The organism is Streptomyces sp. Je 1-4 4N24 (assembly GCF_026239515.1).
Classification (GTDB): Bacteria; Actinomycetota; Actinomycetes; order Streptomycetales; family Streptomycetaceae; genus Streptomyces; species Streptomyces nigrescens.
Genome location: NZ_CP110836.1, coordinates 7175410 through 7199314, shown reverse-complemented (window position 1 = coordinate 7199314; position 23905 = coordinate 7175410). Strand labels below are relative to the sequence as shown.

Sequence of the window (23905 nt, the reverse complement as noted above, 5' to 3'; positions counted from 1 at the left end):
CACGGTATTGAGCGGTCGGCCACCGGAACGCGGCGCGGGGCCGCGCACCGCCCGCTGCCCCGCGCCGCCCGTCTCCCCCGTGCTCCCGTCCGTGCCCCCGTCTCCCCCGTGCCACCGCCCGTGCCCCGTCTCCCCCGTCAGGACACCGCACGGGCCGCCGCCCGCCCCGCCGTACGTCCGGAGAAGAGACAGCCGCCGAGGAAGGTGCCCTCCAGCGAGCGGTAGCCGTGCACCCCGCCGCCGCCGAAGCCGGCCGCCTCGCCCGCCGCGTACACGCCGGGCAGGGGTGCGCCGCCGTCGGCCAGCACCCGCGAGGAGAGGTCGGTCTCCAGACCGCCGAGCGTCTTGCGGGTGAGGATGTTCAGCCGTACGGCGATCAGCGGGCCCGCCTTGGGGTCGAGAATCCGGTGCGGCGCCGCGGTGCGGATCAGCCGGTCGCCCAGGTACTTACGGGCCCCGCGGATCGCCGTCACCTGGAGGTCCTTGGTGAAGGAGTGGGCGATTTCGCGGTCACGCGCGACGATCTCGCCGCGCAGCGCGTCCTCCGCGATCAGCGGCTTTTCGGTCAGCTCGTTCATCCGCCGCACCAGATCCGTCAGCGAGCGCTCGACGATGAAGTCCGCGCCGTGCTCCATGAACGCCCGCACCGGGCCCGGCGCACCGGCCCTGGCCCGGCCCAGCACCTCACGGATGCTCTTGCCGGTCAGATCCGGGTTCTGCTCGGAGCCGGAGAGGGTGAACTCCTTCTCGATGATCTTCTGGGTGAGCACGAACCAGGTGTGATCATGGCCGGTCTTCATGATGTGTTCGAGCGTGCCGAGGGTGTCGAAGCCGGGGAACAGCGGCACCGGCAGCCGCTTTCCGCGGGCGTCGAGCCACAGCGGGGACGGACCGGACAGGATCCGGATGCCATGCAGCGGCCAGATGGGGTTCCAGTTGTCGATGCCTTCGGTGTAGTGCCACATCCGGTCGCGGTTGATGATCCGGCCACCGGCCGCCTCGGCGATGCCCAGCATCTTGCCGTCCACATGCGCCGGGACCCCGGACAGCATCCGCCGCGGCGGCGTGCCGAGCCGCTCCGGCCAGTTGGCGCGCACCAGCTCGTGATTGCCGCCGATACCGCCCGAGGTGACGATCACGGCCTGGGCCCTGAGCTCGAAGGCACCGGCCACCTCACGGCTGCTGGGCCGGCCGCGCTCGACGTCCGAGGGCTCCAGGATCTCGCCGCTGACGGTGTCCACGCTCCCCGCGCTGCGCGCCAGACCGGTCACCCGGTGGCGGAAGCGAAGCTCCACCAGGCCGCGGGCGGCCCCGGCCCGTACCCGGCGCGCGAACGGGGCGACCAGGCCCGGCCCGGTGCCCCAGGTGATGTGGAAGCGGGGAACGGAGTTGCCGTGCCCGGTCGCGTCATAGCCGCCGCGCTCGGCCCAGCCGACGACGGGGAAGAACCGGACGCCCTGCCGGTGCAGCCAGGAACGTTTCTCCCCGGCCGCGAAATCGACATAGGCCTCGGCCCATTTGCGCGGCCAGTGGTCCTCGGGCCGGTCGAAGCCGGCCGTGCCCAGCCAGTCCTGCCAGGCCAGCGCATGGCTGTCACGGATCCGCAGCCGGCGCTGCTCGGGGGAGTTCACCAGGAACAGGCCGCCGAAGGACCAGTGCGCCTGTCCTCCGAGGGACTGCTCGGGCTCCTGGTCGAGCAGGATCACCTTGCGTCCGGCGTCCACCAGCTCCGCGGTGGCCGCCAGACCCGCAAGCCCCGCTCCGATCACGATCACATCAGCGTCGTACGCCATCTCTGCTTCTCCTCAACGGGGCACGCCGGGCGCCCCGGCCGCAGTGGTGGAACGATCCTCAGCGCACCCGACTGCCGCGTCAACCACAGTGTTACCGGGTGGTACACCGAGGCACGCGGGAGAATGGTGGGTGACCAGGGCCACGCCACGCCCGACGCCGGATGACTATCCTCAGGCGCATCCCCCCACCCCGCGCGATACGAGGTGCGACGTGACGGTGATATTGCTCGCCCTTGGAGCGGCCTGCTGTCTGGGACTCGGTTTCGTGTTTCAGCAGGCCGCGGCGCAACACGCCCCGATGAAGGACTTCCTGTCCGTACGCCTGCTGCTCGACCTGGTGCGGATGCCGCTGTGGCTGGCCGGTATCGGTCTGATGGTGGTCGGGATGGCGCTCGGCGCGGTGGCGCTGGGGATGGGCGACATCACCCTCGTGGAGCCCCTGCTGGCGACCAATCTGCTGTTCGCGATGGCGCTGTCACGGCGGCTGACCCGGCAGCGGCTCGGCCGGAGCGGATGGGCCGGGCTGTGGCTGCTCGCGGGCGGGGTGACGGCGTTCATCGTGGCCGGGCAGCCGGAGGGCGGGCGCAGCAACGCCGACCCGATGTGGCAGTGGCTGATCATGGGCATGGTGCTGGGCACCGCCCTGCTGCTGGCGGCGATCGCCAAGCGGGAACGGGTGCATGTGAGCCTGGAGGCCGCGCTCCTGGGCGTCGCCGCGGGGCTGATCTACGGGCTCCAGGACGCGCTGACCCGGATCAGCGGTGAGCGCTTCGGCAACGGCGGCTGGTCGGCCCTGCTCACCAGCTGGCAGCCGTACGCCATCGTCGTGCTCGGGGTGCTGGCGCTGGTGCTGGTGCAGAGCGCCTTCGAGTCGGCGCCGCTGCGGCTGTCGCTGCCCGCGCTGACCGCCGCCCAGCCGCTGGCCGGAATCCTGTGCGGGGTGGGGTTCCTCGGCGACCAGCTGCGGGTGACGCCCGTGGCGCTGGCCTGGGAGATCATCGGGATCGTGGCGGTCGTCGCGGGCATCGTGCTGATCGGCACCCATCCGGCGATGCCGCCGGGAGCCGGGCAGCGGGAGAACGCACGGGAGCTGCAGCCGCGCTGACCCGGCCCCTCCGGCGCGGCACCTCGTGCGGCGCGCCGGCTCTTCGCCGCCCGCCGCCACTCCCCCGTCCGGCCCAGCGGCCACTCCCCCGTCCGGGCCGTCCTCGCATCCCGCCCCCTCGGCCCGGCTGATCGCCCCCCGCCCCGGCGGGTGCGGCCCCCGCCCGCGGTGATTGCATGGCTCCATGACCGATCAGCAACCGCTCAACGCGGACGAGGTCCTCGACGTCGTCGACGAGAACGATCAGGTCGTGGGACAGGCCCCACGCGGCGAGACCTACGCCCGCCGGATGCGCACCCGCTGCGCCTTCGTCCTGGTCCGGGACGCCGAGGACCGGATCTTCGTGCACCGCCGCACTCCGCGGAAGCTCGTCTTCCCCTCGCACTACGACATGTTCGTGGGCGGGGTCGTCGGCACCGGCGAGACCTATGACCAGGCGGCGCTGCGCGAGGCCGAGGAGGAGCTGGGCGTGCAGGGGCTGGCACCGCCCGAGCCGCTGTTCAAGTTCCTCTACGAGACGGCCGAGCACACCTGGTGGTCCGCGGTCTACCAGGTGCGCTGCACGCTGCCGGTGGCCCCGCAGGAGTCGGAGATCGACTGGTCCGCGTTCCTGCCCGAGGAGGAGCTGATCCGGCGGCTCGACGAGTGGCCATGGACGCCGGACGGGGTGGCCGCCTACCGGCAGCTGCTCGCCCGGCGGGAGGCGGGGGAGGTCTGATGCCACCGGTGTACGGGACCGGACGGAGGCCGGGGCCGGTCCGAGGGGCCGGACAGACCCTGGGGTTCCGGCCATGATCCCCTCCGGCGGACTGCGGTCGGTCGGTGCGGCCGTACGGCTGTGGATCTCGCCCGCGCGGGTCCACGAGGAGGGGGTGACCCCCGACTACCGCTTCTCGCTCGCCAATGAGCGGACCTTTCTCGCCTGGCTGCGGACCGGGCTGGCGCTGGTCGGCGGCGGTTTCGCGGTGGACCAGTTCCTGCCCCGGCTGCACGAGGGGCTGCGGCTGACCTTCACCGTCGTCCTGCTGGTGGGCGGTGCGCTGTGTGCGCTGCGGGCGGTCAACCACTGGGTGCGCTGTGAGCGCGCGATGCGGCGCGGCGAGGATCTGCCGGTCACCCGCTTCCCCAGCGCGCTGGCGCTGGGCGTCGGCGTCCTGGCGGTGGCGATGGTCGTGTTGGTCCTGCTGGGCCGGACCGGCTAGCCGATGGCCGACGGACCGCTGCCGGGCGCGGGAGCGCCGCGTCCGGTTTCCGACCGGGACCCCGGGCTGCAGCCGGAGCGGACCCGGCTGGCGTGGCGGCGTACCACGCTGTCGGCCACCGTGATGGCGGTGCTGGCCGGCCGCCAGCTGCTGCGGAGCGATGCCCCGGGGCCGGTCGAGGTGGTTCTGGCGGTACTGATGGGGCTGCTGTGGGTGGCCTTCATGGTCCTGGCCCACCACCGGATGCAGGCGATGGCCGCCGGCCGCCCGCCGGCGCTGCCCCCGCGGACCGTACTGCTGCTGGTCGGCTGCACTCTGGCGCTGGCGCTGTGCGGCGCGGTGATCCTGGTGCCGGGGCGCTGACGCCGGGGCACGGCACGCCCGTGGGCGGGCGGCGGAGGTACCGTGACACGACCCTCGCGCGCACCGGGCGGGCCCCTTTCCCGGCCCGGCAGCGGGGAGTGACGGGCCATCGGACGAAGGGCACACCCGCATGAACGACGCGACGGCACCGCGCAAGGCGGCGCGGACCTCGGCCGCACCGTCGGCGGCACGGACCACCGGCCCCGGCACGACCGGGCCGGACACCACGGAGCCGCCCGGCGCCGGGACCCCCGCGGACCCGCCGCCCGCCGCCGGGCCCCCCGTCCCCGAGCCCTACCTCACCGAACTGGCCGCCGGAGTCCATGCGTTCATCCAGCCGGACGGCGGCTGGTGCCTGAACAACGCGGGCTTCGTCACCGACGGGGACGCCACCCTGGTCGTGGACACCGCCGCCACCGAGCGCCGGGCGCGCCTGCTGCGGCAGCGGATCGCGGAGAGCGGCGCCCCGGCGCCGCGCACCGTGGTCAACACCCACCACCACGGCGACCACACCTACGGCAACGGTGTCTTCGCACCCGAGGCGACGGTGATCGGGCACGCCTCCTGCCGCCGCGAACTGCTGGCCGCCGGCCATCAACTCCACGCCGTCTGGCCGGAGGTGGAGTACGGCGACATCCGCCTCACCCCGCCCGAGGTCACCTACACCGACGAGCTGACCCTGCACGTCGGCGAGATCGAGGTGCGGCTGATCCACCCGGGCGTCGCGCACACCACCGGCGACACCGTCGTCTGGCTGCCCCGGGAGCGCATCGTCTTCGCCGGCGATCTGGTCTTCCACGGCGGCACACCGTTCCTCTTCATGGGGTCGCTGGCCGGCTCGCTGCGCGCGGTGCGGACGCTGCGGGCCCTGGACGCGGTCACCGTCGTCCCCGGGCACGGGCCGGTGACCGGCCCCGAGGTCTACGACGGAATCGAGCGCTATCTGCGGTTCGTCGGCCGGCTGGCGCAGGAGGGCCGGGCGGCCGGGCGCACCCCGCTGGAGACGGCTCAGGAGGCGGATCTCGGCCCGTTCGCCGAGCTGGCCGAGAGCGAGCGGCTGGTGGCGAATCTGCACCGGGCCTACGCGGAGCTGGCCGGCGCCGCCCCGGGCGTCCCGCTCGACCCGATGGCCGCATTCGGCGATATGGCGGTGCTGAACGGCGGGGTGCCGATGGCCTGCCACGCCTGAGCCGGGCCCGTGATCCAGGAGGGGAATCGGGCCTGTGGCCCATGAGGGGCAGGGGCCGGGCGGGGCTTCCGGTACGGCGGAAAACCTTCGCGTGACCGACGCCCCACGCTCCGGCACTGGACGCCATACCGACTAGTCGGCATGATCGTGCCAGCGACCGAAGGACCGTCCACTCCGTACGGAGGAGCACGATGAGCAAGGGCACCCCTCCCCCGCAGGCCCAGGACCGGGAGGACCCTCCCGGCCTCGACCTGACACGATTGCGTGAGCATCTGGACCGCGAGCGGCCGGGGCTGGCCGGCGGCCCGCTGCGCGCGCAGCTGATCGAGGGCGGGCGGTCCAATCTCACCTACCGCGTCACCGACGGCGCCGCCTCCTGGGTCGTCCGCCGGCCGCCGCTCGGCCATGTGCTGGCCACCGCCCACGACATGCAGCGCGAGCACCGCGTCATCAGCGCGCTGCACGAGACACCGGTACCGGTGCCCGAGACGCTGCTGCTGTGTGCGGACGAGTCGGTCATCGGCGCGCCCTTCTATGTGATGGAGCTGGTCGAGGGCACCCCGTACCGCACCGCCGGACAGCTCGCGCCACTCGGCCCCGAGCGCACCCGCGCCGTGGTGCTGTCCCTGGTCGACACGCTCGTGGAGCTGCACGCGGTGGACCCGCAGGCGGTCGGGCTCGGCGACTTCGGCCGTCCCGACGGTTTCCTGGAGCGCCAACTGCGGCGCTGGGGCAAGCAGTTGACCGCGTCGAAGAACCGCGAGCTGCCGGGCATCGACGAGCTGCACGAGGCGCTGGGCCGGGCGCTGCCCGCCTCGCCCGCGCCGGCCGTCGTGCACGGTGACTACCGCCTCGACAACGTCCTGATCGGGGCCGACGACACCCTCAAGGCCGTCCTCGACTGGGAGATGTCCACGCTCGGGGACCCGCTGACCGACCTCGGGCTGCTGGCGATGTACAGCACGGACCTGAATCTGCCCGGCTCACCGGTCAGCACCACCAGCGGCGCCCCCGGACACCCCGCACCGGCCGAGCTGATCGAGCGCTATGCCGCCCGGTCCGGCCGGGACACCTCCGCCATCGCCTGGTACACGGCGTTCGCCTGGTTCAAGCTCGCCGTGATCCTCGAAGGCATCCACTACCGCTTCACGCTCGGCCAGACCGTCGGCGCCGGGTTCGACCGGATCGGCGAGCTCGTACCCGTCTTCATCGACCGCGGACTCACCACCCTCAAGGAAGGCTGAGGCACCCATGGACTTCGCATTCGACGCCCGCACGGAGGAGCTCCGCGAGAAGCTCCTGACCTTCATGGACGAGCATGTCCACCCCGCCGAGCAGACCGCCCATGAGCAGCGGGCCGCGCTCGCCTCGCCGTGGGACACCCCGCCGATCGTCGAGGAGCTGAAGGCCGAGGCCCGTAAGCAGGGGCTGTGGAACCTCTTCCTTCCCGACGAGGAGTACGGCGCCGGGCTGACGAACCTCCAGTACGCGCCGCTGGCCGAAATCACCGGCCACAGCCCGCAGTTGGCGCCCACCGCGCTGAACTGTGCGGCGCCGGACACCGGCAACATGGAGGTGCTGACGCAGTTCGGCAGCGAGGCGCAGAAGAAGCAGTGGCTGGAGCCGCTGCTGGCGGGCGAGATCCGGTCGGCGTTCGCGATGACCGAGCCGGAGGTGGCCTCGTCGGACGCCACCAACATCGAGACCCACATCGCGCGGGACGGCGACCAGTACGTCATCAACGGGCGTAAGTGGTACATCTCCGGGGCGATGAACCCGCTGTGCCAGATCTTCATCGTGATGGGCAAGACGGACCCGGACGGTCCGGACCTGCGCCGCCAGCAGTCGATGATCCTGGTGCCCCGGGACACCCCCGGTGTCGAGGTCAAGCGGGCCATGCAGGTCTACGGCTACGAGGACCACTGGCACGGCGGCCACGCCGAGGTGCTCTTCCATGACGTACGGGTGCCGGCGAGCAGTCTGATCGGCGAGGAGGGCGGCGGTTTCGCCATCGCCCAGGCCCGGCTGGGCCCCGGCCGGATCCACCACTGCATGCGGCTGATCGGGATGGCCGAGCGCGCCATCGAGCTGATGTGCCGCCGCGCGGTGACCCGTACGGCGTTCGGCAAGCCGCTGGCCCAGCAGGGCGTGGTCCAGGAGTGGATCGCGGACGCCCGGGTGGCGGTGGAGCAGCTGCGGCTGCTGGTGCTGAAGACCGCCTGGCTGATGGACACCGTCGGCAACAAGGGCGCGCACACCGAGATCCAGTCCATCAAGATCGCCACCCCGCGCACCGTCGTGGACATCCTCGACAAGGCGGTCCAGCTGCACGGTGCGGGCGGCGTCAGCCAGGACTTCCCACTGGCCGAGCTGTGGGCCGGGGCCCGCACGCTGAAGCTGGCGGACGGCCCGGACGAGGTGCACCAACGGTCGCTGGCACGCCGGGAGTTGAAGCGCTACCTCTAGGACGTGCCCGCCGGCCGGACTCGGCCGGCCGCCGACGACGGAACCCGGGCGCCGGCACCCAGATCACAGGGTGCGGCGCCCGGGGCCGTACGGGCGGGGCGGTGACGCCCGGCCTGCCGAGCGCAGGAGGGCGTCGCCCGGTGGACGTGAGCGCGATCTCACGCCGCCTGAACGGGGGCACTGACGGGCGCCAGGTGATGCACCCGGGCCGGCGGCAGGTTGCCCAGCACCAGTTCCGAACGGAAGGTGTGCCGGTCCAATATGCGGCGCAGGGTGTTCTGCCCGTCGAGGACATGTTCACGAGCCGCTCGCCCGGTGAACGTGCGGCGCATCCTCGCCCCTCCCACATAGCCGAAGAAGGACAGGGTGCCGCCGGGCTTCAGGGCGCCGAGCAGCCGGTCGAAGATGTCCGCGGTCGTCGGGGCGTCGAAGTTGGCGAACGGCAGACCGCAGACGATCGTGTCGTAGGTGCCGAGGTCATGGTCCTGCACCAGGCCGGTGCGGAACCGGAGCCGCGGGTCGCTGCCGTAGGCGCCTTGCAGCAGGTCGACGAAGCGCGGGTTGGCCTCGACCAGGTCAAGGGTGTCCAGCCGGCCGAGCGAGCCGGCGATATGGCGGGTCACCGCCCCGGTGCCGGGCCCGACCTCAAGGACCGTGCGGGCGCTGCCGGGGCTGGGGATCACATAGCGGGTGAGGGCCCTGCCGAGCCGGGGACCGCTGGGAGCGATCGCCCCCACCTCCCGGCTCGTCCGTGCGTACTCCCGGAGAAACAGTGTTACTTCAGGCAAAGGGCACCCACATCGGTAGCTATCAGTACTATCCGCACCTTAAGTTACGGGTCCCGGATGAGGACAGCCCCTGACCGTGACCGCCCCTGAGTCTCATCGCCCCGGTGCGCATGCCCACTGGTCTTGCTCGCAATCCAACAAATTCCCGGGGGTGCGGTCAAGGCCCGACGGCCCGGGTGCCGAGCGGCGCCGGGGTACGGCCCGGCGCCGCACACCGGCGTAGTGGCTCACGGCCGCAAGGCGCGCAGCAGCAGATCGGCGAGGTGGTCCGCGACCTGCTGCGGGCTGAGCGGCCCGTCCTCGCGGTACCAGGTGCCCAGGTGGTGCACGGAGCCGAAGTGGTAGTCCACGACGAGGTCGGCGGGGATGTCGGCGGCGAACACGCCGGTGCGCTGGCCCTCCTCGATCAGCGCCCGGAACCGCTCGTGGTACCGCCGCCGCTCGGCGCGTACCTGCTTGTCCTTCTCCGGGGCGAGGTGGTGCATCGAGCGGAAGAAGATCTTGGTGTCGTCGAGGTTCTCGATGGTGGTGACGACGACATCGGCGGCGGCGTCCCGCAGCCGCTGCTCCACGGGCGCATCGGCGTCCGCGAAGTGGTCCAGCCGCTCCTGCTGGAGCCGCAGGACCCGGCCGTAGACCTCGTGCAGCAGATCATCCTTGGAGCCGAAGTAGTGGTAGAGGGCGCCCTTGGTCACGCCCGCCGCGTCGACGATCTCCTGGACGGAGGTGCGGTCATAGCCCTGCTCCGCGAAGAGCTTGGTGGCGGTGGCCAGCAGCCGCTGGGCCACCGGCTTCGCACCGCCGTTGCCATTGCCGTCCTTCGTGCCGGCCATCGCCCTCACCTGTCCTTCGTACTCTCGTCATGCGCGGTGGCGCAGCTCCCGTCGGAGGATCTTGCCACTCGTGGTCTTCGGAAGCTCGGCCAGGATCTCCACCGCGCGGGGATATTTGTACGCCGCCAGCCGTTCCTTGCAGTAGGCGGCCAGCTCGGCGGGTTCCGTGGAGGTGCCGGGCCGGAGGCTGACGTACGCCTTCACCGACTCGCCGCGGTAGGCGTCGGGCACGCCGACCACCGCCGCCTCGCGCACCGCCGGGTGGCTGTAGAGGACGTCCTCGACCTCGCGGGGCCACACCTTGAAGCCGGAAGCGTTGATCATGTCCTTCTTCCGGTCGACGACATAGAGCCAGCCGTCGCTGTCCATGAAGCCGATGTCACCGGTCCGCAGCTCGCCGCCCGGCAGGCCCTCGGCGGTGGCGTCGGGGCGGCGCCAGTAGCCGGGGACGACCTGGGGGCCGCGGACCGCGATCTCGCCCTGCTCGCCGAACGGCAGGTCCCGGCCGTCCTCGCCGATGATCCGGACGACGGTGTCGGGGCCGGGGACACCGACGGCGAGCGTGCCGGAGACCTTGTCGACCGGCGCTTCCCTGCCCGGCGGGACGCTGGCACAAGGCGCGGTGCACTCGGTCAGACCGTAACCATTGTGGACATACGGCCCGAAACCGGTACGGAACTTCTCGACGAGGGCGGGCGGCAGCGGCGCGCCGCCGGAGGACATGGTCCGGAAGGACGCGAAGTGGTCGCGGGTGACCTCGGGGTGGGCCATCAGCGCCATATAGGCGGTCGAAGGGCCGACGGTGTAGGCGGGGCGGTGCTCCAGGAAGGCATCCAGGACGACGCCCGCCTCGAAGCGGTAGGCGAGCACCAGGGTGCCTTGGTTGGCGATACAGGCCGCCAGTTGACAGACCATGCCGGTGATGTGGAAGAGCGGGGCGAGCGCGAAGTAGGTGGCGCCTTCGGGGAGACCCAGGCCGGTGCGCTGACGTTCGGCGTTGTAGGTGATGTTGCCGTGCGTGTTGGTGGCGCCCTTGGGCGTGCCGCTGGTGCCGGAGGTGTAGCTGATCAGCGCGAGGTCGCCGGTGGTGAGCTCCGGATCGTCGGGCGCCACCCGTATTTTCCCGGTCGTGCGGGCGACGGTCAGCAGATCGTCGGCGTCCCGCTGCGGCGCGACCCGCTCGCCGTGCAGCACCCGCTGGTCGTCGCGGGTCTGCAGATCCCGCTCGTGGGCGGTGAGCACGATCCCTACGGACGGCGTCCCGGCGGCGGTGGCGCGCAGAAAGCCGTCCCAGGTGCGGTCGGCGCAGATGACGGCGGAGACCTCCGCATCGTCCAGGATGTGCCGCATTTCGGCGGATTTGTACATGGGATTGACGGGCACCACCACACCTCCCGCCTTCCACACGCCGAGCAGGGCGAGCACGAAGTGCGGGGTGTTCTGCAGCATGACCGCGGCCCGGTCGCCGCGCCGGAAGCCGCGCTCGGTGAGGTGGGCGGCGACGCCGTCGGAGAGCGCATCGGTCTCGGCGTAGGTCAGCCGGCCGTCGAAGTAGGCGAGCGCCGTACGGTCGGGGGCCCGGCCCACCGCGGTCCGGAAGGCGTGCAGTGTCGACGGGGGCGGCTGCACGGGGGCGCGCTGGGCGTCGGAGAGCTGTGCCAGCCACGGCTTGTCCTGGTAGGAGGTCATCGAGGTGCGGCCCTTTCTTCCTGATCGCCTGATCATCCCTGCGGGGAAACGGCTGGGGTGAGGTGGGGTGGCGGACCGGGCCCGGCCGGCCGGCCACCCCGCCCGTCTAGGAGCGGCCCTCGGCCTGCTCCAGCTTCTGCTGCAGGTGGTTCATCCCGCCGAGCCAGCGGTCGGGTTCGGCGGCGCGCGCGGTGTAGTAGTCCGCGACCTCCGCATGCGGCAGGACCAGGAAGCGGCCCTCCGCCATGGCCGCGAAGAGCGCCTCGGCGACGTCCTCGGGCTCCACGGCGGTGGGGGTGAGCACGAGGTCCCCGGCGGTCCCGGTGGCGGCCAGCATGTCGGTGCGGACGCCCTGGGGGCAGATGGCGTGGACGTCGATGCCGCGGTGCCGGTAGGTCAGCGAGAGCCACTCGGCGAAGGCGTACGCACCGTGCTTGGTGACGCTGTACGGGGCGGCGGCGACCATGGTGAGCAGACCGGCGGCGGACACCGTGGAGATGAAGCGGCCGCTGCCGCGCGCCAGCCACTCGGGCACCAGCTCACGGGCCGCCCGGACGTGCGCCATGACATTGACGTCCCAGGCCAGCGCCCAGTCCTCCTCGGGCGCCTCGGGCCCGCCGCCGGTGCCGACCCCGGCGTTGGCGCAGAAGATGTCGATACCGCCGCCGAGCGCCTCGCGGGCCGCCGGGACGACGGTGGAGGCGTCGCCGGCGACCGCGACCGCCCCGATCTCGTCGGCGGTCCGCTTCGCCTTGGCCTCGTCCAGGTCGTTGACCACGACCCGGGCACCCTCGGCGGCGAACCGGCGGGCCAGCGCGGCGCCGATCCCCCCGCCCGCCCCGGTCACGACAACGCTCTTGTCCCGTACGGCTGCCACGCTGGATCTCCCTCGGTCGGGTCGGTTCGGCTGACGGCAGACTAACCAGTCGGTATGTCCTGGCGGAAGAGTCCTTTCCGCCTTCGGCCCGCCCCATTCCGGGATCCCACCGGCCGGGCTAGCGTGCGCACGACACGGACCCGGTGGATTTCTGATCACGGAGGTGTGCGGATGGCTCTGTCGAGACGCGTTCTGCTCGGGCGACTGGCGGCGACCGGGGCGGCCGGTGCTGCCCTGGCCGCGGGGGCCGGACCCGCCCGTGCCGCGCAGCCGGCGCCCGGCGGCGGGCGGCGGGTGCACACCGGCTTCGACCGGCTGGCCGCCGACGGCTACCGCCTCCTGGCCGGCCGGCGGGTCGGCATCGTCACCAACCCCACCGGCGTCACCCGGGAGTTGCGGCACATCGTGGATGTGATGCACGCCGACGACCGGGTGCGGCTGACCGCGGTCTTCGGCCCCGAGCACGGCTTCCGTGGCACCGCACAGGCAGGCGGCTCCGAGGGCCGCTACGACGATCCGGCCACCGGACTGCCCGTCTACGACACCTACAACAAGAGCGGCCAAGCACTCGCCGACATCTTCACCGCCTCCGGTGTGGACACCGTCGTCTTCGACATCCAGGACGTCGGCGCCCGCTTCTACACCTACATCTGGACACTGTACGACTGCATGGTGGCCGCGGTCCTGGCCGGCAAGCGCTTCGTGGTCCTCGACCGGCCGAACCCGGTCACCGGCCGCTCGGCCACCGGCCCGGTGCTCGACAAGGCGTATGCCTCGTTCGTCGGCCGGGAGCCGATCGCGCAGGCGCACGGGATGACCGTGGCGGAGCTGGCGCTGCTGTTCAACGGCGAGTTCGTCCCACAGGCCGCCGGGCGCCCGGTGGAGCTGGAGACGGTCCGGATGACCGGCTGGCGACGCGCGGACTTCTACGACACCACCCGGCTGCCCTGGGTCCCCCCGAGCCCCAACATGCCCACCCCCGACACCGCCCTCGTCTACGCGGGCACCTGCCTCTTCGAGGGCACCAACCTCTCCGAGGGACGCGGCACCACCCGCCCCTTCGAGCTGCTGGGCGCCGACGGCATCGACCGGCGCTGGGCCGCGGCCGCCACCGAACTGGGCCTGCCCGGTGTGCACTTCAGGGAGGCCTACTTCGCCCCCACCTTCTCCAAGTTCCAGGGCAAGACGATCGGCGGCGTCCAACTGCACGTCCACGACCGCGCGGCCTTCGACCCGGTACGCACCGGCATCGGGCTCCTGGTGACCGCGAAACGGGTCTGGCCCGGCTTCACCTGGCGCCCGGACCACGGCATCGACCGCCTCACCGGCTCGTCGACGGTACGGACGATGACCGACGCGGGCGCCGGACCGGACGAGATCGTGGCCGCCTGGCAGGAGGGCCTGAAGGGCTTCCGCACGGTGCGGCGGCGGTATCTGCGGTACCCGTAAGGGCGTTGGGCCGGTCGCGACCCGGGCCTGTCCCGGTCTCAGGAAACGGGACAGGCCATCTCGCCTCTTGACCGGCCCCTCCACCAAGCCGGAAAGTGCGCTGGTGAGCAGTGACGCGACAGCAGCGCAGACAACGGCCGGGGTGCCGGCGAAGACCGACGGGACCAGCGGGGGCGAGAGCCTGCGCCGGGTGGCGGTGGCCTCGTTCATCGGGACGGCCATCGAGTTCTACGACTTCTACATCTACGGGACGGCCGCCGCGCTCGTCCTCAACCAGGCGTTCTTCCCGACGCTCGATCCGGTCAACGCCACCCTCGCCTCCTTCTCCACCTATGCGGTGGCGTTCGCCGCGCGGCCGCTCGGCTCGGTGATTTTCGGCCACTTCGGCGACCGGGTGGGCCGTAAGTCCGTCCTGGTCGCGTCGCTGCTGCTGATGGGGCTGTCGACGGCCTTCGTCGGGCTGCTCCCGGGGTACGGGACATGGGGCATCTGGGCGCCGCTGCTGCTGATCGCGCTGCGCTTTCTGCAGGGCATCGGGCTGGGCGGGGAGTGGGGCGGGGCCGCGCTGCTCGCGGTCGAGCACGCACCGCGCAAGCGCCGCGGACTGTATGCGGCGTTCCCGCAACTCGGCCCGTCCGTCGGGTTCCTGGCCGCGACCGGGGTGTTCTGGCTGCTGTCGTCCGGGCTGGACGACGCGGCGTTCCGCTCGTGGGGCTGGCGGGTGCCGTTCCTGCTGTCGTTCCTGCTGGTCGGCGTCGGGCTGTTCGTACGCCTGAAGATCAGTGAGACGCCGGTGTTCACCAAGGTGCTGAACGCCCAGGAGGCGAGCAGGGTCCCCACCGTCGAGGTGCTGCGCCGGCATCCGCGCGAACTGCTGCTGGGCGCGGGCGGGATGATCGTCGCCTACGGCCTCTTCTACACCGCGACCACCTACTGCCTCTCCTACGCCACCGGCACCCTCGGCATCTCCCGCAACACCATGCTGGGGCTCTCCCTCGTCGCCTGCCTCTTCCTGGCGGCCGGCACCTGGCTCGCCGCCACCCGCTCCGACGGCGCCGGCCGCCGCACCCTGGTCCTCGCCGGCACCGTCCTCGCGGCGGTGTGGGGCCTGGTGCTCTTCCCGCTGCTGGACACCGGACAGCCGGTGCTGATCGCCCTCGGCATCGGTGGCGCGCTGTTCTGCATGGGTGTGGTGTACGGCCCGATGGGCGCCTATCTGCCGGAGCTGTTCAGCGCGCGGGTGCGGTACTCGGGCGCCTCACTGGCCTACAACCTGGGCGGTGTCCTGGGCGGCGCGGTGGCTCCGCTGGTCGCCACCCGGCTCCAGTCGGCGTACGGCTCGGCGTCGGTGGGCTGGTACGTCAGCGCGATGGCGGTGGTCTCACTGCTGTGCGTCCTGGCGCTGCCGGAGACTCGGGAGCGGGACCTCGTCTGAGGTGCCGGCGGCCCGTGCGCTCACGAGCTCAGCCACCACCGCCCGCTCTCCCGGGACAGCGCGTCCCACAGGAGGTTGAGGGGGTGGCCCGGGGCGTAGGAGTCCCGCTCGCCGCGGCGGGTGAAGACGCCGACCAGTACCTCGGTCCTGGGGCCCACCTCGCCGACGAGTTCCAGGGTGCGCAGCCCGCCGGCCTCCGGGAGGCGGCCGTCCGCGGCCGCCTCCCCGATGCCCCGGGTGACCAGCATCGCCCCGCTCACCACCCCGGACCGCAGCAGCTCGAAGCCGTAGTGCGCGGCCTCGATCTCGGCCGCGATGGAGAGCTTCTGCCGGTATTCGGGGCCGTACCAGGCGGTCAGGAAGCGGCCGATCAGACCGCGCGCCGAGACGACCAGCGGCAGCCGGGGCAGGTCCCGGGCGCCGAAGGAGGTGCCCGGGAGCCGCTCCGGCGGCAGGTTCGTCAGCAGGGAGAGCCCGCTGCGCCGCCACTCCATGACCTCGTACGGAGCCAGCAGCTCCGCTTCGTCGGCCTCGGTGACCACCACGCTGCCGCAGACCAGGTCGAGTTCCTTGGAGCGCAGTTTGGTGAAGAGGTCGCCGGTGCGGACATGGGTGACCTTCAGCTCGACATCGTCGCGCTCATAGTCCTCGGTGACGCGTTCCACCGCGTCCAGCAGAAAGCCGAGCGTGTAGCGGGTTGTGCCGACGGAGAGCGTCCGGCCGAGCCGGCGACGGGCGTCGTGCACCCCGTCCGTCCACTCCCCCAGCGTGCGCCGCGCCAGCTCGACCAGCGCCTCCCCGGTCGCGGTGAACAGGGCATCCCTCCCCCGCCCCTGCTTGAGGACGAGCTCCTCGCCGCACAGCGCGGCGAAGGTGCGGTTCATGGTGTCCAGTTGCTTCTGCACGCTGGACTGTTCGCGGCCCAGCCGGCGCGCGGCGCCCAGCGCGGTGCCCGCCTCGTGGACGACGATCAATGTGCGCAGCTGGTCCATGGTGGTGTCCAGCAGCTCCGTCGGATACTGCTGCGGACCTGACAAGGCCATGCCTCGCTTTCCCATCCCCTGGAGTTCAGAACCCTGCAGCATACCGTTCCTGGAGACTGAGTGGGAGTGAGTCCTGTTGCGAGGACTGCTGCTCAGCCGTGTGCTCCGAACGGTGTTGGGCACACTGGTCGCCCGCTTTCGTGCCGCGGTCCGGCGACGCGCATCGTGTGCGTGGTCCGGGGATGCGGGGGCGGGTTTCCTCACGCCCTCGACCATCCGACGTGGCCTGGACGGTCCGATGCCCACGACGATCACTCCGGTCGTCGTGGGGCGGTGCCGTCCGTCGCCGGATCGGGTGCCCGAGGGCGCGCCTGCCAATCGCCACCGAGGCGGCGTCATGGCGGGTCATTTGACGTTTGGTGCTGGTGAGGGGCTTGCGCCAGTGCTCGTCGCCCCACATGGAGGGGTATGCCGGGTCCACGGCCACGATGGCCAGGCCGAGCTCGGCAGCCATCGAAATGATGCGGGCCTTGAGCTTGCCGGTGGGCATGCCGGAGATCAGCTGCCGGAATCGTTTGCGGCGGCCGTGTTTCTCACGGGTCTTCTCCGTGGCGAAGTCCAGGTCCTCGATTCCGATCGCTGTCACGCCGCAGCGCCTGGTCCAGTGCAGGAGGCGGGTGAGCGCGTGCCGGATCTCAAGTGCATTCAATCCGCAGCAGCTCCTCACCCCCTGGGAACCCGCCCCGAGGGCAGCCGGAGCGCCCGGCACGGGAGTTGAAGCGCTCCCGGGCGGGCACGCACGGAGGCCCCGGGGTCAGCCGCCCCGGGGCCTCGGTGTGGCGCCTTCCGTCTAACGGTGGGCCGGGAACTCCACGACCTGCTGATAGGTAGGCCGGTTCTGCCAGCTGATGGTGGCGTGGGTCAGACCGCCCACCGTGCGGTGGATGATCGCGTCCGCGCACCACTGGTCGCCGGCCTTGCAGCTGTCATCGCCGGGGTAGACCTGCTCGGCCGTCTTCCCGCTCGCCTGCTGGAGCGTGGCCAGCAGGGTGTCGCGGCAGGCGGACAGTTCACCGTTGCCGCAGTACTGCCGGGCGAGCGGGCCCGCCACCCTGTCGCCGAGCACCGCCCGCAGATCCTTGTCCGCGTAGCTCCACCAGCCGTACTGGAACGCCGATCCGGCATGCGCCCCGGTCGGGCCGTGGCCGGCCGACGGTGATTCGTCGATGCCCAGGTTGGCGCGCAGCGCGTCGTAGAGGTCGCCGCCGAGGCCCGGCTTGAAGACGGCCTCCGTCATCAGCGGCCACCAGGCGTCCATGAGGCGTACCGCGTCGGGGTGGGTGTAGGTGTGCGAGCCCGCGGCGGTCTCCCGGCGCTGGGCGCCGTCCTTGCGCCAGGCCTCCAGCTGCTGCACCGCCGTCTTCAGCTTCGGGTCGGTGACCGGCTTGCTGTTCACCACCCGCAGGAGTTCGGGCAGCACGTCCTCACCGCGCAGATCGGTGACCGCGGCCTCCGCCATGGCGCGGGTCAGCGACGCCCGGGTCACCCCGCCGTCCTTCGTCAGCGCCCGCACCCGGTCGTCCAGCAGATTGCCGCGGTGCACCGAGCCGTTGCCGTAGCCCGCCGAGTCGTAGTCCTTGGCCTGCTTGTTGTTCCAGGAGATGTAGTAGTCCTGGTTGACGGACTGCGGGTGCTGGGCGGACGGGGTGTACTCGGTGGTGTTGGTCTCGGCGTCGTAATCCTTCCACTCGTAGGCGTCGTCCGCCTTGACCGGCAGGGACGGATCGACGTCGGGGTTGCGGACCGGGTTGAGGCCGCTGTTGTAGTACGCGATGTCGCGGGAGTCGGCGTAGAACCAGTTGAAGGCGTAGCCGATGTGCTCGGCGGCCTTCTGGAAGGTCTTGGCGTCCCGCACGTAGGACGGGTCGTTGAACATCTGGAAGCCGATGATCGAGTCGGCCTCGTGGCGGTAGGTGGACCGCTGTGCGGTGTAGGCGACGGGCTTGCCGTCGAGGGTGGCGCGGTGGGTGACGGTCCCGTACGTGGTCCGGAAGACCTGCATCCGGTAGGAGCCGGCCGCCGTCGGGTCGGCGATGGTGGGCTTCCAGGAGTTGGTGCGCTCCAGCTTCTCCATGGGGACGCATGCGCCGCGGTAGCGGTAGGAGGTGGAGTCCTTGGTGGGCGCGGAGCCGTCCGCGTTGCACAGCTCGACCGCGAAGGTGTCGGTGATGTCCTGGCCGGCGGAGGTGGCGCTCCAGGAGTAGTCCTGGCCGCGGCCCAGCTGGACGTACATCCCGACGCCCGCGAACGAGGCACCGCGGGCGCTGATGCCGGGCCCCTGGATCTCCTGGAGCATCAGCAGCTGGGGCGCGAAGTAGCCGGTCTGCGGGCCGAAGACGGCGACGGGGTGGCCGCTCGCGGAGTGCTTGCCGGACACCAGCAGGGCGTTGGACATCCCGCGGTGCTGGGTGGGATCGAAGCTCCCCTCGGGCAGCACCCCGTCCTTGAAGAGGCCCTCCAGCTTCTTGTACTTCTTGGGGGCCTTGACCGGGTCCCGGGGCGGCGTCCCGCTCTTGACGGTGGCCGCGCCGGTGCGGTCGAAGACCAGGGGCTCGGGGGTGACCGAACCGCGGTCCGGCAGCGCCATGCCCTTGGCCTTGTCCGGCTTGACGGCGTACGGGAAGCTGCTGCCGTCGTGCAGGGTCTTGGCGGCCTCGGGGTCGTTGCGCTCCCGGAAGGACTCCCAGACCTCGGTGCCCTTCTCGACGCCGTACTTCTGCTGGGCGGAGAGCAGCGCCAGGGCCGACGGGACCTCGCCGCCACCGCCGTTGCCGAAGAGGCCCCCGACCACGGAGGCGAGCGCTATCAGGTCGGTGAGCTTGAAGGGCTTGATCTCACCGGCGTTGGTGATCGCGTCGACATGGCCGGTGAGCACGTACTCGCCGGGGAAGTAGCGGCCGTTCTTGGACTGTTCGCGGTAGGCGTTGATCCCGTCGACATAGGCCTGGGCGTCCTGCATCGCCAGTTTCCCGCGCTCGCCGTTGGTGTCCCGGATGCGCTCGACCTGGGCCTGCAGATCGTCCTCGGTGTACGGCGCCTGCGGCCAGAACTGCTGCTCCAGGCCCTGGTTGGCGAGCGCGCCGCCGGCGAAGGAGGTCAGCTCGCCGCGGCCGATGTGGCGGAAGAGGTCCATCAGCCAGAGCCGGTCCTGGCCCGCGGCGTAGCCGGCGCCGAATTCGGTGCCGTAGCGGGTGGTGCCCTTGATGTGCGGGACACCGGTCTTCTTGTCGCGGGTGATGGTCACATCGTTGCGGGGCGTGGTGACCTTGCCGACCTGGTCCGCGGGGACGCCGAAGGAGGCATCGTTGAAGAAGCTGCCGAGGGTGTCGTCGGTGAGCGACTGATAGCCGCTCGCCAGTGCGCCGTACGGGGCGAGTTGGTCGGTGGAGTGCTCGGGGTGGGTGCCGAACAGCTTGTTGCCGAGGATCTCCACCAGGGTGGCGTTGCCGGTGGCGCCGGGCGGCAGGATGTCGCCGCACCGGCCCTGGCAGTAGTCGTCGGCGTCCTGCGGTGCGGCGGCCGCGGCCGCGGTGGGGGGCGGTGCCAAGAGCGTGGCACCCAAGGCGAACAGGGCGGCCGCGGCGGCGGTCCTGAGCCTTCCGGTACGTCGTCGCATTCCTGCTCCTCGATGGGGGTCCCCTTGAGGGAGGCCGGGCGGGACGTTACCGGCGGTTATCCCTGACCGGAAGATGAACAACAGTCAACTTTTGCTCTTCCCGGGGGAGATCGGGCCGCGGAGGCGACGCCACCGCGGAACACCACCGGCAGAACCGCCGGCAGAACCGCACGAAAGTTCGATGGATCCAAGTGGTGATCGGCTACGTCCCATCGCCGTCCAGTCGGGTCCTCCCCACGGAGGTGGGATGAAATGGCCGGTTTCAGAGCCCTCGCAGAACAGGTCCGCAATCCACGACTCGTCGCGACACAGCGACGCACCGCCCTGCGCAAGTGCCTTGAACGCTTCGCCCCTTACGGGCATCGGGCGACCTGGCACCATCTGTGCACCCGGGCCGGTATCGCGACCCAGGACCGCGATCCCGATCCGGCGCGGCTGGTGGCCGCGCTCACCGAGCTGGAGGAGGCCCGTTCCCTCTGGCTCGCGTACGAGGAGGAGTTCGCCGCCCGGCGCCGCAAGGAGAAGCACGACGGCATCCGGCAGCCCGGCGCCCTCGACGAATGGCACCGGCGGACCTGGGGCGGCTGCGACATCGTGCCGTGCGAGTCCCCGCAACGGCACCCCGCGGCCCGTCTCGCGGTGGTCCTGCGCCGCATGATCGTCGCGATGGAGGCGGGGCGGCCACGCCGCGACTGCCCGGTGTGCGCCGGCACCCGCTTCGCCTGGCTCCCGGAGTCCGCCGACTCCCCGGCGACCGGGCCGGCCTGCCTGCAGTGCGGGGTGCTGGCCCCGGTGTCCGTGCTGACCCCTGAGGCACTGACCGCCGCGGGCCGGGTCCACGGGGCGTTCGCGGCGGCCTGACCGGCGCCGAACGACGACCGGGCGCCTCCGTGAGCCGAAGGGGGCGCCCGGGGCCCGGGGCATTGTCAGACCCCGCTGCCATCATCGGGGACATGCGCCAGTTCCGTCGCAACGATGCGCTGACCGTGGGCTTCGCCGCCAACGAACTGATCCGTCCCGTGCACCCCGCCACCATGAACCGCCCGCGCCCGGCGCGCGGTCCGCAGCCGGCACCGCCACCCCGAAGGGGGCCGAGCAGTGACCACCCGCCGCGCCCTGCTGCACGCCCTCGTCTGACTGTGGGTGGGCATTTTGTTCCTCTACGGCCTTTACGAACTGTCCCTCAAACTGAAACAACTGTTCACGGGCTGACCACCCCCACCGGCATCGCGCCCGGCGGACGTCGGCCCTCCTGCCCGTACGGCACCAGGCCGCGCGGGCGCCCGTAGGAGAGGGTGGACGTCCATGGCCGAACTGCACGATCTGACCGCGCTCGAACAGGCCCAGGGAATCCGGTCCGGGGAGCTCTCCCCCGTGGAACTCACCGAGCACTTTCTCGCGCGGATCGAGCGGCTCGACGACTCGCTGGGCGCCTTCCTCACCCGTACCCCCGACCTCGCCCGCAAACAGGCCTCCGACGCGGAGAGCGAGGCCACCGCGGCCCGCCGCGAGGGCCGTGAACTCCCGCCGCTGCACGGCGTTCCCGTCCCGGTGAAGGACCTCAACCAGGTCGCGGGGGTGCGCTGCACGATGGGTTCCCGGGCGCTGGCAGAGCATGTGCCGACCGTCGACGACCATGTGGTCGGCAAGCTGCGGGCGGGCGGCACGATTCTGCTCGGCAAGACCAACACCCCCGAATTCGGGCTGCCCTGCTACACCGAGAACGGCCTCGCACCCCCCGCCCGCACCCCGTGGGACCTGGCGCGCTCGGCGGGCGGCTCCAGCGGCGGGGCCGCCGCGGCCGTGGCGGCCGGCCTGGCCCCCGTCGCGCACGCCAGCGACGGCGGCGGCTCGATCCGGATACCGGCCTCGGTCTGCGGGCTCTTCGGCATCAAGCCCAGCCGCGGCCGGATCAGCAGCGGCCCGCTGCTGCACGATGTCTCGGGCCTGGCGACCTCGGGACCGCTGGCCCGTACGGTCACCGATGCGGCCACCCTGCTGGACGTCCTGGCGGGGCCGATGCCCGGCGACCCGTTCACGGCGCCGTCGCTGCCGCCCGGGGAGACCTTCGCCGCCCACGCCCTCCGCGACCCGGGACGGCTGCGGATCGCCTGCCTCACCGAGGCGCCCGTCCCCGGCATCGAGGTGCACCCCGACTGCCGTACCGCCACCACCGAGACCGCCGCCCTGCTGACCGGACTCGGCCATGAGGTCGAGGAGTTGTCGCTGCCCTCCGACGACAGCATCCTGCTCGCCTTCACCCGCGTCTGGTCGGTGCTGGCCGCGAGCCGCCCCGTACCGCCGGAGGGCGAGGAGCTGCTGATGCCGCTCACCCGCTATCTGCGCGAGCGCGGCGCCGAGGTCTCCGGTACGGACTTCACCCGCTCGATGTATGCGTTCCGGATGCTCGCCCAGTCCCTGGCCGACGGTCTGATGCCGCCGGGGGGCTACGACGTGATTCTCTCGCCGACCCTGGCCGCGCCGCCGGCCGAGGTCGGCGCGCTGCGCAATGACGCCGATCCCCAGGCCGAGTTCGCCGCCCTCGGCGCGTTCACCCCGTTCACCGCGCTCTACAACGCCACCGGTCAGCCCGCGGTGAACGTCCCGCTGCAGTGGAACGCCGCGGGCCTGCCGATCGGGGTGATGCTGGCCGGCCGGTACGGCGACGAGGCCACCCTGATCGCGCTGTCGGCACAGCTGGAGCAGGCCCGCCCGTGGGCGGGGCGCACCCCGTCCATGTGGTGACGGAGGCCGGAGTCCGCGCGCTCGTCCCGCCCCGGGGCGAGCGCGCCCGCGCTCAGCGCTCCTCCGGGCAGCACCCCTGCTCGTCAGGCTCGTCCTGCCCGTCCGGCCCGTCCTGCTGGTCCCGGAGCGCCGGGCCGGGCGGCTGATCGCCGCCGGCGCGCCACTGTGCCCCCTCCGGGTCCCTGACGCTCCGGTCGACCCGCAGCCGCCGCGCGCCGGGCCCCTGCTCGCCCAGGTTGTCGTACGGGTTGGACAGCGCGCACTTCTCCAGCGAGAGGCAGCCGCAGCCGATGCAGTCGGTCAACCGGTCGCGCAGCTCGACGAGTTGACTGATCCGCTCGTCCAGCTCGGAGCGCCAGACCTCGGAGAGCCGGGCCCAGTCGGCGCGGTTGGGGGTGCGCTCGTCGGGCAGCTCCGCCAGCGCGTCACGGATCACCGCGAGCGGGATGCCGACCCGCTGCGCCGCCCGTACGAACGCGACCCGGCGCAGTGCGTCACGGCTGTAGCGACGCTGGTTGCCCGCCGTCCGGGTGCTGCTGATCAGCCCCTTGGACTCGTAGAAGTGCAGCGCGGACACCGCGGCGCCACTACGCGCGGAGAGCTGGCCGACGGAGAGCTCATGAACCTTGTACGGAAGCTGGGGCACGCTTCAACCCTATGGCCTGTCCGGCCATTGACAGCGGGTGCCCGCACTCCGCATTCTGAGCAAGCGCTTAGTAAGCGTCGGCCGATGCGCGCCAACGGCGGACGGATCCCGAGGAGGCAGACAAGAGATGGCAGAGCCCCGAGTGTTTGGATCGCTCGACGAACTGCGGGCCGCGGTCGGTGAGGAGCTGGGCACCAGCGACTGGCTGGAGATCGACCAGAAGCGGATCGATCTGTTCGCGGAGGCCACCGGCGATCACCAGTGGATCCATGTGGACCAGGAGAAGGCCGCGGCCGGCCCCTTCGGCACCACCATCGCGCACGGCTATCTGACGCTGTCGCTGCTGCCCGCCCTCGTCCCGCAGCTGATGCGGGTCGACAACGTGAAGATGGGCATCAACTACGGCACCAACAAGGTGCGCTTCCCCTCCACCGTGCCGGTCGGCTCGCGGCTGCGCGCCACGGCCAGGATCGCGGACGTGACCGAGGTGTCCGGCGGCGTCCAGCTCGCCACGGTCGTGACGATCGAACGCGAGGGCGGCGACAAGCCGGTCTGCGTCGCGGAGACGGTCAGCCGCTTCTATCTGTAGCGGGGGCGCCGGGGCGGGCGCGGCAGCCCGATCGGGCCGGGGCGCGGCGTCGGCCGCGCGCACCCGGTGCGGGGCCG

20 protein-coding genes and 1 pseudogene are annotated in these 23905 nt (G+C 71.9%); 12 read left to right on the top strand and 9 right to left on the bottom strand.

Features of this window, described 5'->3' with window-relative positions; all coding sequences use genetic code 11:
• Nucleotides 1-137: 137 nt before the first annotated feature.
• Nucleotides 138-1793, bottom strand: a complete 1656-nt coding sequence (locus tag SLV14N_RS31405; RefSeq protein ID WP_263271988.1) for an FAD-binding dehydrogenase — start codon at nucleotides 1791-1793, stop codon at nucleotides 138-140.
• A 211-nt stretch (nucleotides 1794-2004) separates the two neighbouring features.
• On the opposite strand from SLV14N_RS31405, the gene SLV14N_RS31400 reads away from it, so the two are divergent.
• From SLV14N_RS31400 to SLV14N_RS31370, 7 genes are all read left to right on the top strand, one after another.
• Nucleotides 2005-2898, top strand: a complete 894-nt coding sequence (locus SLV14N_RS31400) for a DMT family transporter (RefSeq protein WP_208685599.1) — start codon at nucleotides 2005-2007, stop codon at nucleotides 2896-2898.
• A gap of 184 nt (nucleotides 2899-3082) precedes the next feature.
• The gene (locus SLV14N_RS31395; protein WP_263271986.1) at nucleotides 3083-3616 is read left to right on the top strand and encodes an NUDIX hydrolase; all 534 of its coding nucleotides are present in this window, start codon (nucleotides 3083-3085) and stop codon (nucleotides 3614-3616) included.
• Nucleotides 3617-3689: 73 nt separating this feature from the next.
• On the top strand, nucleotides 3690-4100 hold the full coding sequence (locus SLV14N_RS31390; protein WP_208685594.1) for a YidH family protein: 411 nt from the start codon (nucleotides 3690-3692) through the stop codon (nucleotides 4098-4100).
• 3 nt (nucleotides 4101-4103) lie between these two features.
• Nucleotides 4104-4463 (top strand): DUF202 domain-containing protein, encoded by a 360-nt coding sequence (locus SLV14N_RS31385; protein ID WP_263271983.1) that lies wholly within the window; start codon nucleotides 4104-4106, stop codon nucleotides 4461-4463.
• Nucleotides 4464-4593: 130 nt separating this feature from the next.
• Nucleotides 4594-5652: an MBL fold metallo-hydrolase gene (locus SLV14N_RS31380; RefSeq protein WP_263271981.1), complete on the top strand. Its 1059-nt coding sequence runs from the start codon at nucleotides 4594-4596 to the stop codon at nucleotides 5650-5652.
• 191 nt (nucleotides 5653-5843) lie between these two features.
• On the top strand, nucleotides 5844-6896 hold the full coding sequence (locus tag SLV14N_RS31375; protein ID WP_208685587.1) for a phosphotransferase family protein: 1053 nt from the start codon (nucleotides 5844-5846) through the stop codon (nucleotides 6894-6896).
• Nucleotides 6897-6903: 7 nt separating this feature from the next.
• Entirely contained in the window at nucleotides 6904-8118 is a 1215-nt protein-coding gene (locus SLV14N_RS31370; RefSeq protein ID WP_208685584.1) for an acyl-CoA dehydrogenase family protein, read from the top strand.
• 158 nt (nucleotides 8119-8276) lie between these two features.
• Here SLV14N_RS31370 and SLV14N_RS31365 read toward each other — a convergent pair whose 3' ends face one another.
• The 4 genes from SLV14N_RS31365 to SLV14N_RS31350 form a co-directional block, all read right to left on the bottom strand.
• The gene (locus SLV14N_RS31365; RefSeq protein ID WP_259670569.1) at nucleotides 8277-8855 is read right to left on the bottom strand and encodes a class I SAM-dependent methyltransferase; all 579 of its coding nucleotides are present in this window, start codon (nucleotides 8853-8855) and stop codon (nucleotides 8277-8279) included.
• Nucleotides 8856-9133: 278 nt separating this feature from the next.
• A complete protein-coding gene (locus SLV14N_RS31360; protein WP_208685579.1) occupies nucleotides 9134-9739 on the bottom strand; it encodes a TetR/AcrR family transcriptional regulator in 606 nt (201 codons plus the stop codon).
• Between the two features lie 27 nt (nucleotides 9740-9766).
• Nucleotides 9767-11428: a class I adenylate-forming enzyme family protein gene (locus SLV14N_RS31355; RefSeq protein ID WP_263271976.1), complete on the bottom strand. Its 1662-nt coding sequence runs from the start codon at nucleotides 11426-11428 to the stop codon at nucleotides 9767-9769.
• Nucleotides 11429-11534: 106 nt separating this feature from the next.
• Complete coding sequence (locus SLV14N_RS31350) at nucleotides 11535-12305, bottom strand: SDR family oxidoreductase (RefSeq protein WP_208685573.1); 771 nt, start codon at nucleotides 12303-12305, stop codon at nucleotides 11535-11537.
• Between the two features lie 171 nt (nucleotides 12306-12476).
• Between SLV14N_RS31350 and SLV14N_RS31345 the strand changes: the two genes are divergently transcribed.
• Nucleotides 12477-13754, top strand: coding sequence for a DUF1343 domain-containing protein (locus SLV14N_RS31345; RefSeq protein ID WP_263271974.1), 1278 nt, complete (start codon nucleotides 12477-12479; stop codon nucleotides 13752-13754).
• Nucleotides 13755-13896: 142 nt separating this feature from the next.
• Nucleotides 13897-15189, top strand: coding sequence for an MFS transporter (locus SLV14N_RS31340; RefSeq protein WP_263273334.1), 1293 nt, complete (start codon nucleotides 13897-13899; stop codon nucleotides 15187-15189).
• A 20-nt stretch (nucleotides 15190-15209) separates the two neighbouring features.
• Here the strand turns inward: SLV14N_RS31340 and SLV14N_RS31335 are convergent, their stop codons facing one another.
• The 3 genes and pseudogenes from SLV14N_RS31335 to SLV14N_RS31325 form a co-directional block, all read right to left on the bottom strand.
• Complete coding sequence (locus SLV14N_RS31335; protein WP_018087847.1) at nucleotides 15210-16232, bottom strand: LysR family transcriptional regulator; 1023 nt, start codon at nucleotides 16230-16232, stop codon at nucleotides 15210-15212.
• A 25-nt stretch (nucleotides 16233-16257) separates the two neighbouring features.
• Nucleotides 16258-16869: pseudogene (locus SLV14N_RS31330) on the bottom strand (IS200/IS605 family accessory protein TnpB-related protein); the annotation flags it as partial.
• A gap of 153 nt (nucleotides 16870-17022) precedes the next feature.
• Nucleotides 17023-19848 (bottom strand): penicillin acylase family protein, encoded by a 2826-nt coding sequence (locus SLV14N_RS31325; protein ID WP_208685565.1) that lies wholly within the window; start codon nucleotides 19846-19848, stop codon nucleotides 17023-17025.
• 252 nt (nucleotides 19849-20100) lie between these two features.
• Between SLV14N_RS31325 and SLV14N_RS31320 the strand changes: the two genes are divergently transcribed.
• Both SLV14N_RS31320 and SLV14N_RS31315 read left to right on the top strand, forming a co-directional pair.
• Entirely contained in the window at nucleotides 20101-20709 is a 609-nt protein-coding gene (locus SLV14N_RS31320; RefSeq protein ID WP_208685563.1) for a hypothetical protein, read from the top strand.
• Between the two features lie 444 nt (nucleotides 20710-21153).
• Nucleotides 21154-22593, top strand: a complete 1440-nt coding sequence (locus SLV14N_RS31315; protein ID WP_263271971.1) for an amidase — start codon at nucleotides 21154-21156, stop codon at nucleotides 22591-22593.
• A gap of 52 nt (nucleotides 22594-22645) precedes the next feature.
• Here SLV14N_RS31315 and soxR read toward each other — a convergent pair whose 3' ends face one another.
• A complete protein-coding gene (gene soxR / locus SLV14N_RS31310; protein WP_208685558.1) occupies nucleotides 22646-23239 on the bottom strand; it encodes a redox-sensitive transcriptional activator SoxR in 594 nt (197 codons plus the stop codon).
• A 127-nt stretch (nucleotides 23240-23366) separates the two neighbouring features.
• Between soxR and SLV14N_RS31305 the strand changes: the two genes are divergently transcribed.
• The gene (locus SLV14N_RS31305; protein ID WP_208685555.1) at nucleotides 23367-23828 is read left to right on the top strand and encodes a MaoC family dehydratase; all 462 of its coding nucleotides are present in this window, start codon (nucleotides 23367-23369) and stop codon (nucleotides 23826-23828) included.
• The last annotated feature ends 77 nt before the right edge of the window (nucleotides 23829-23905 follow it).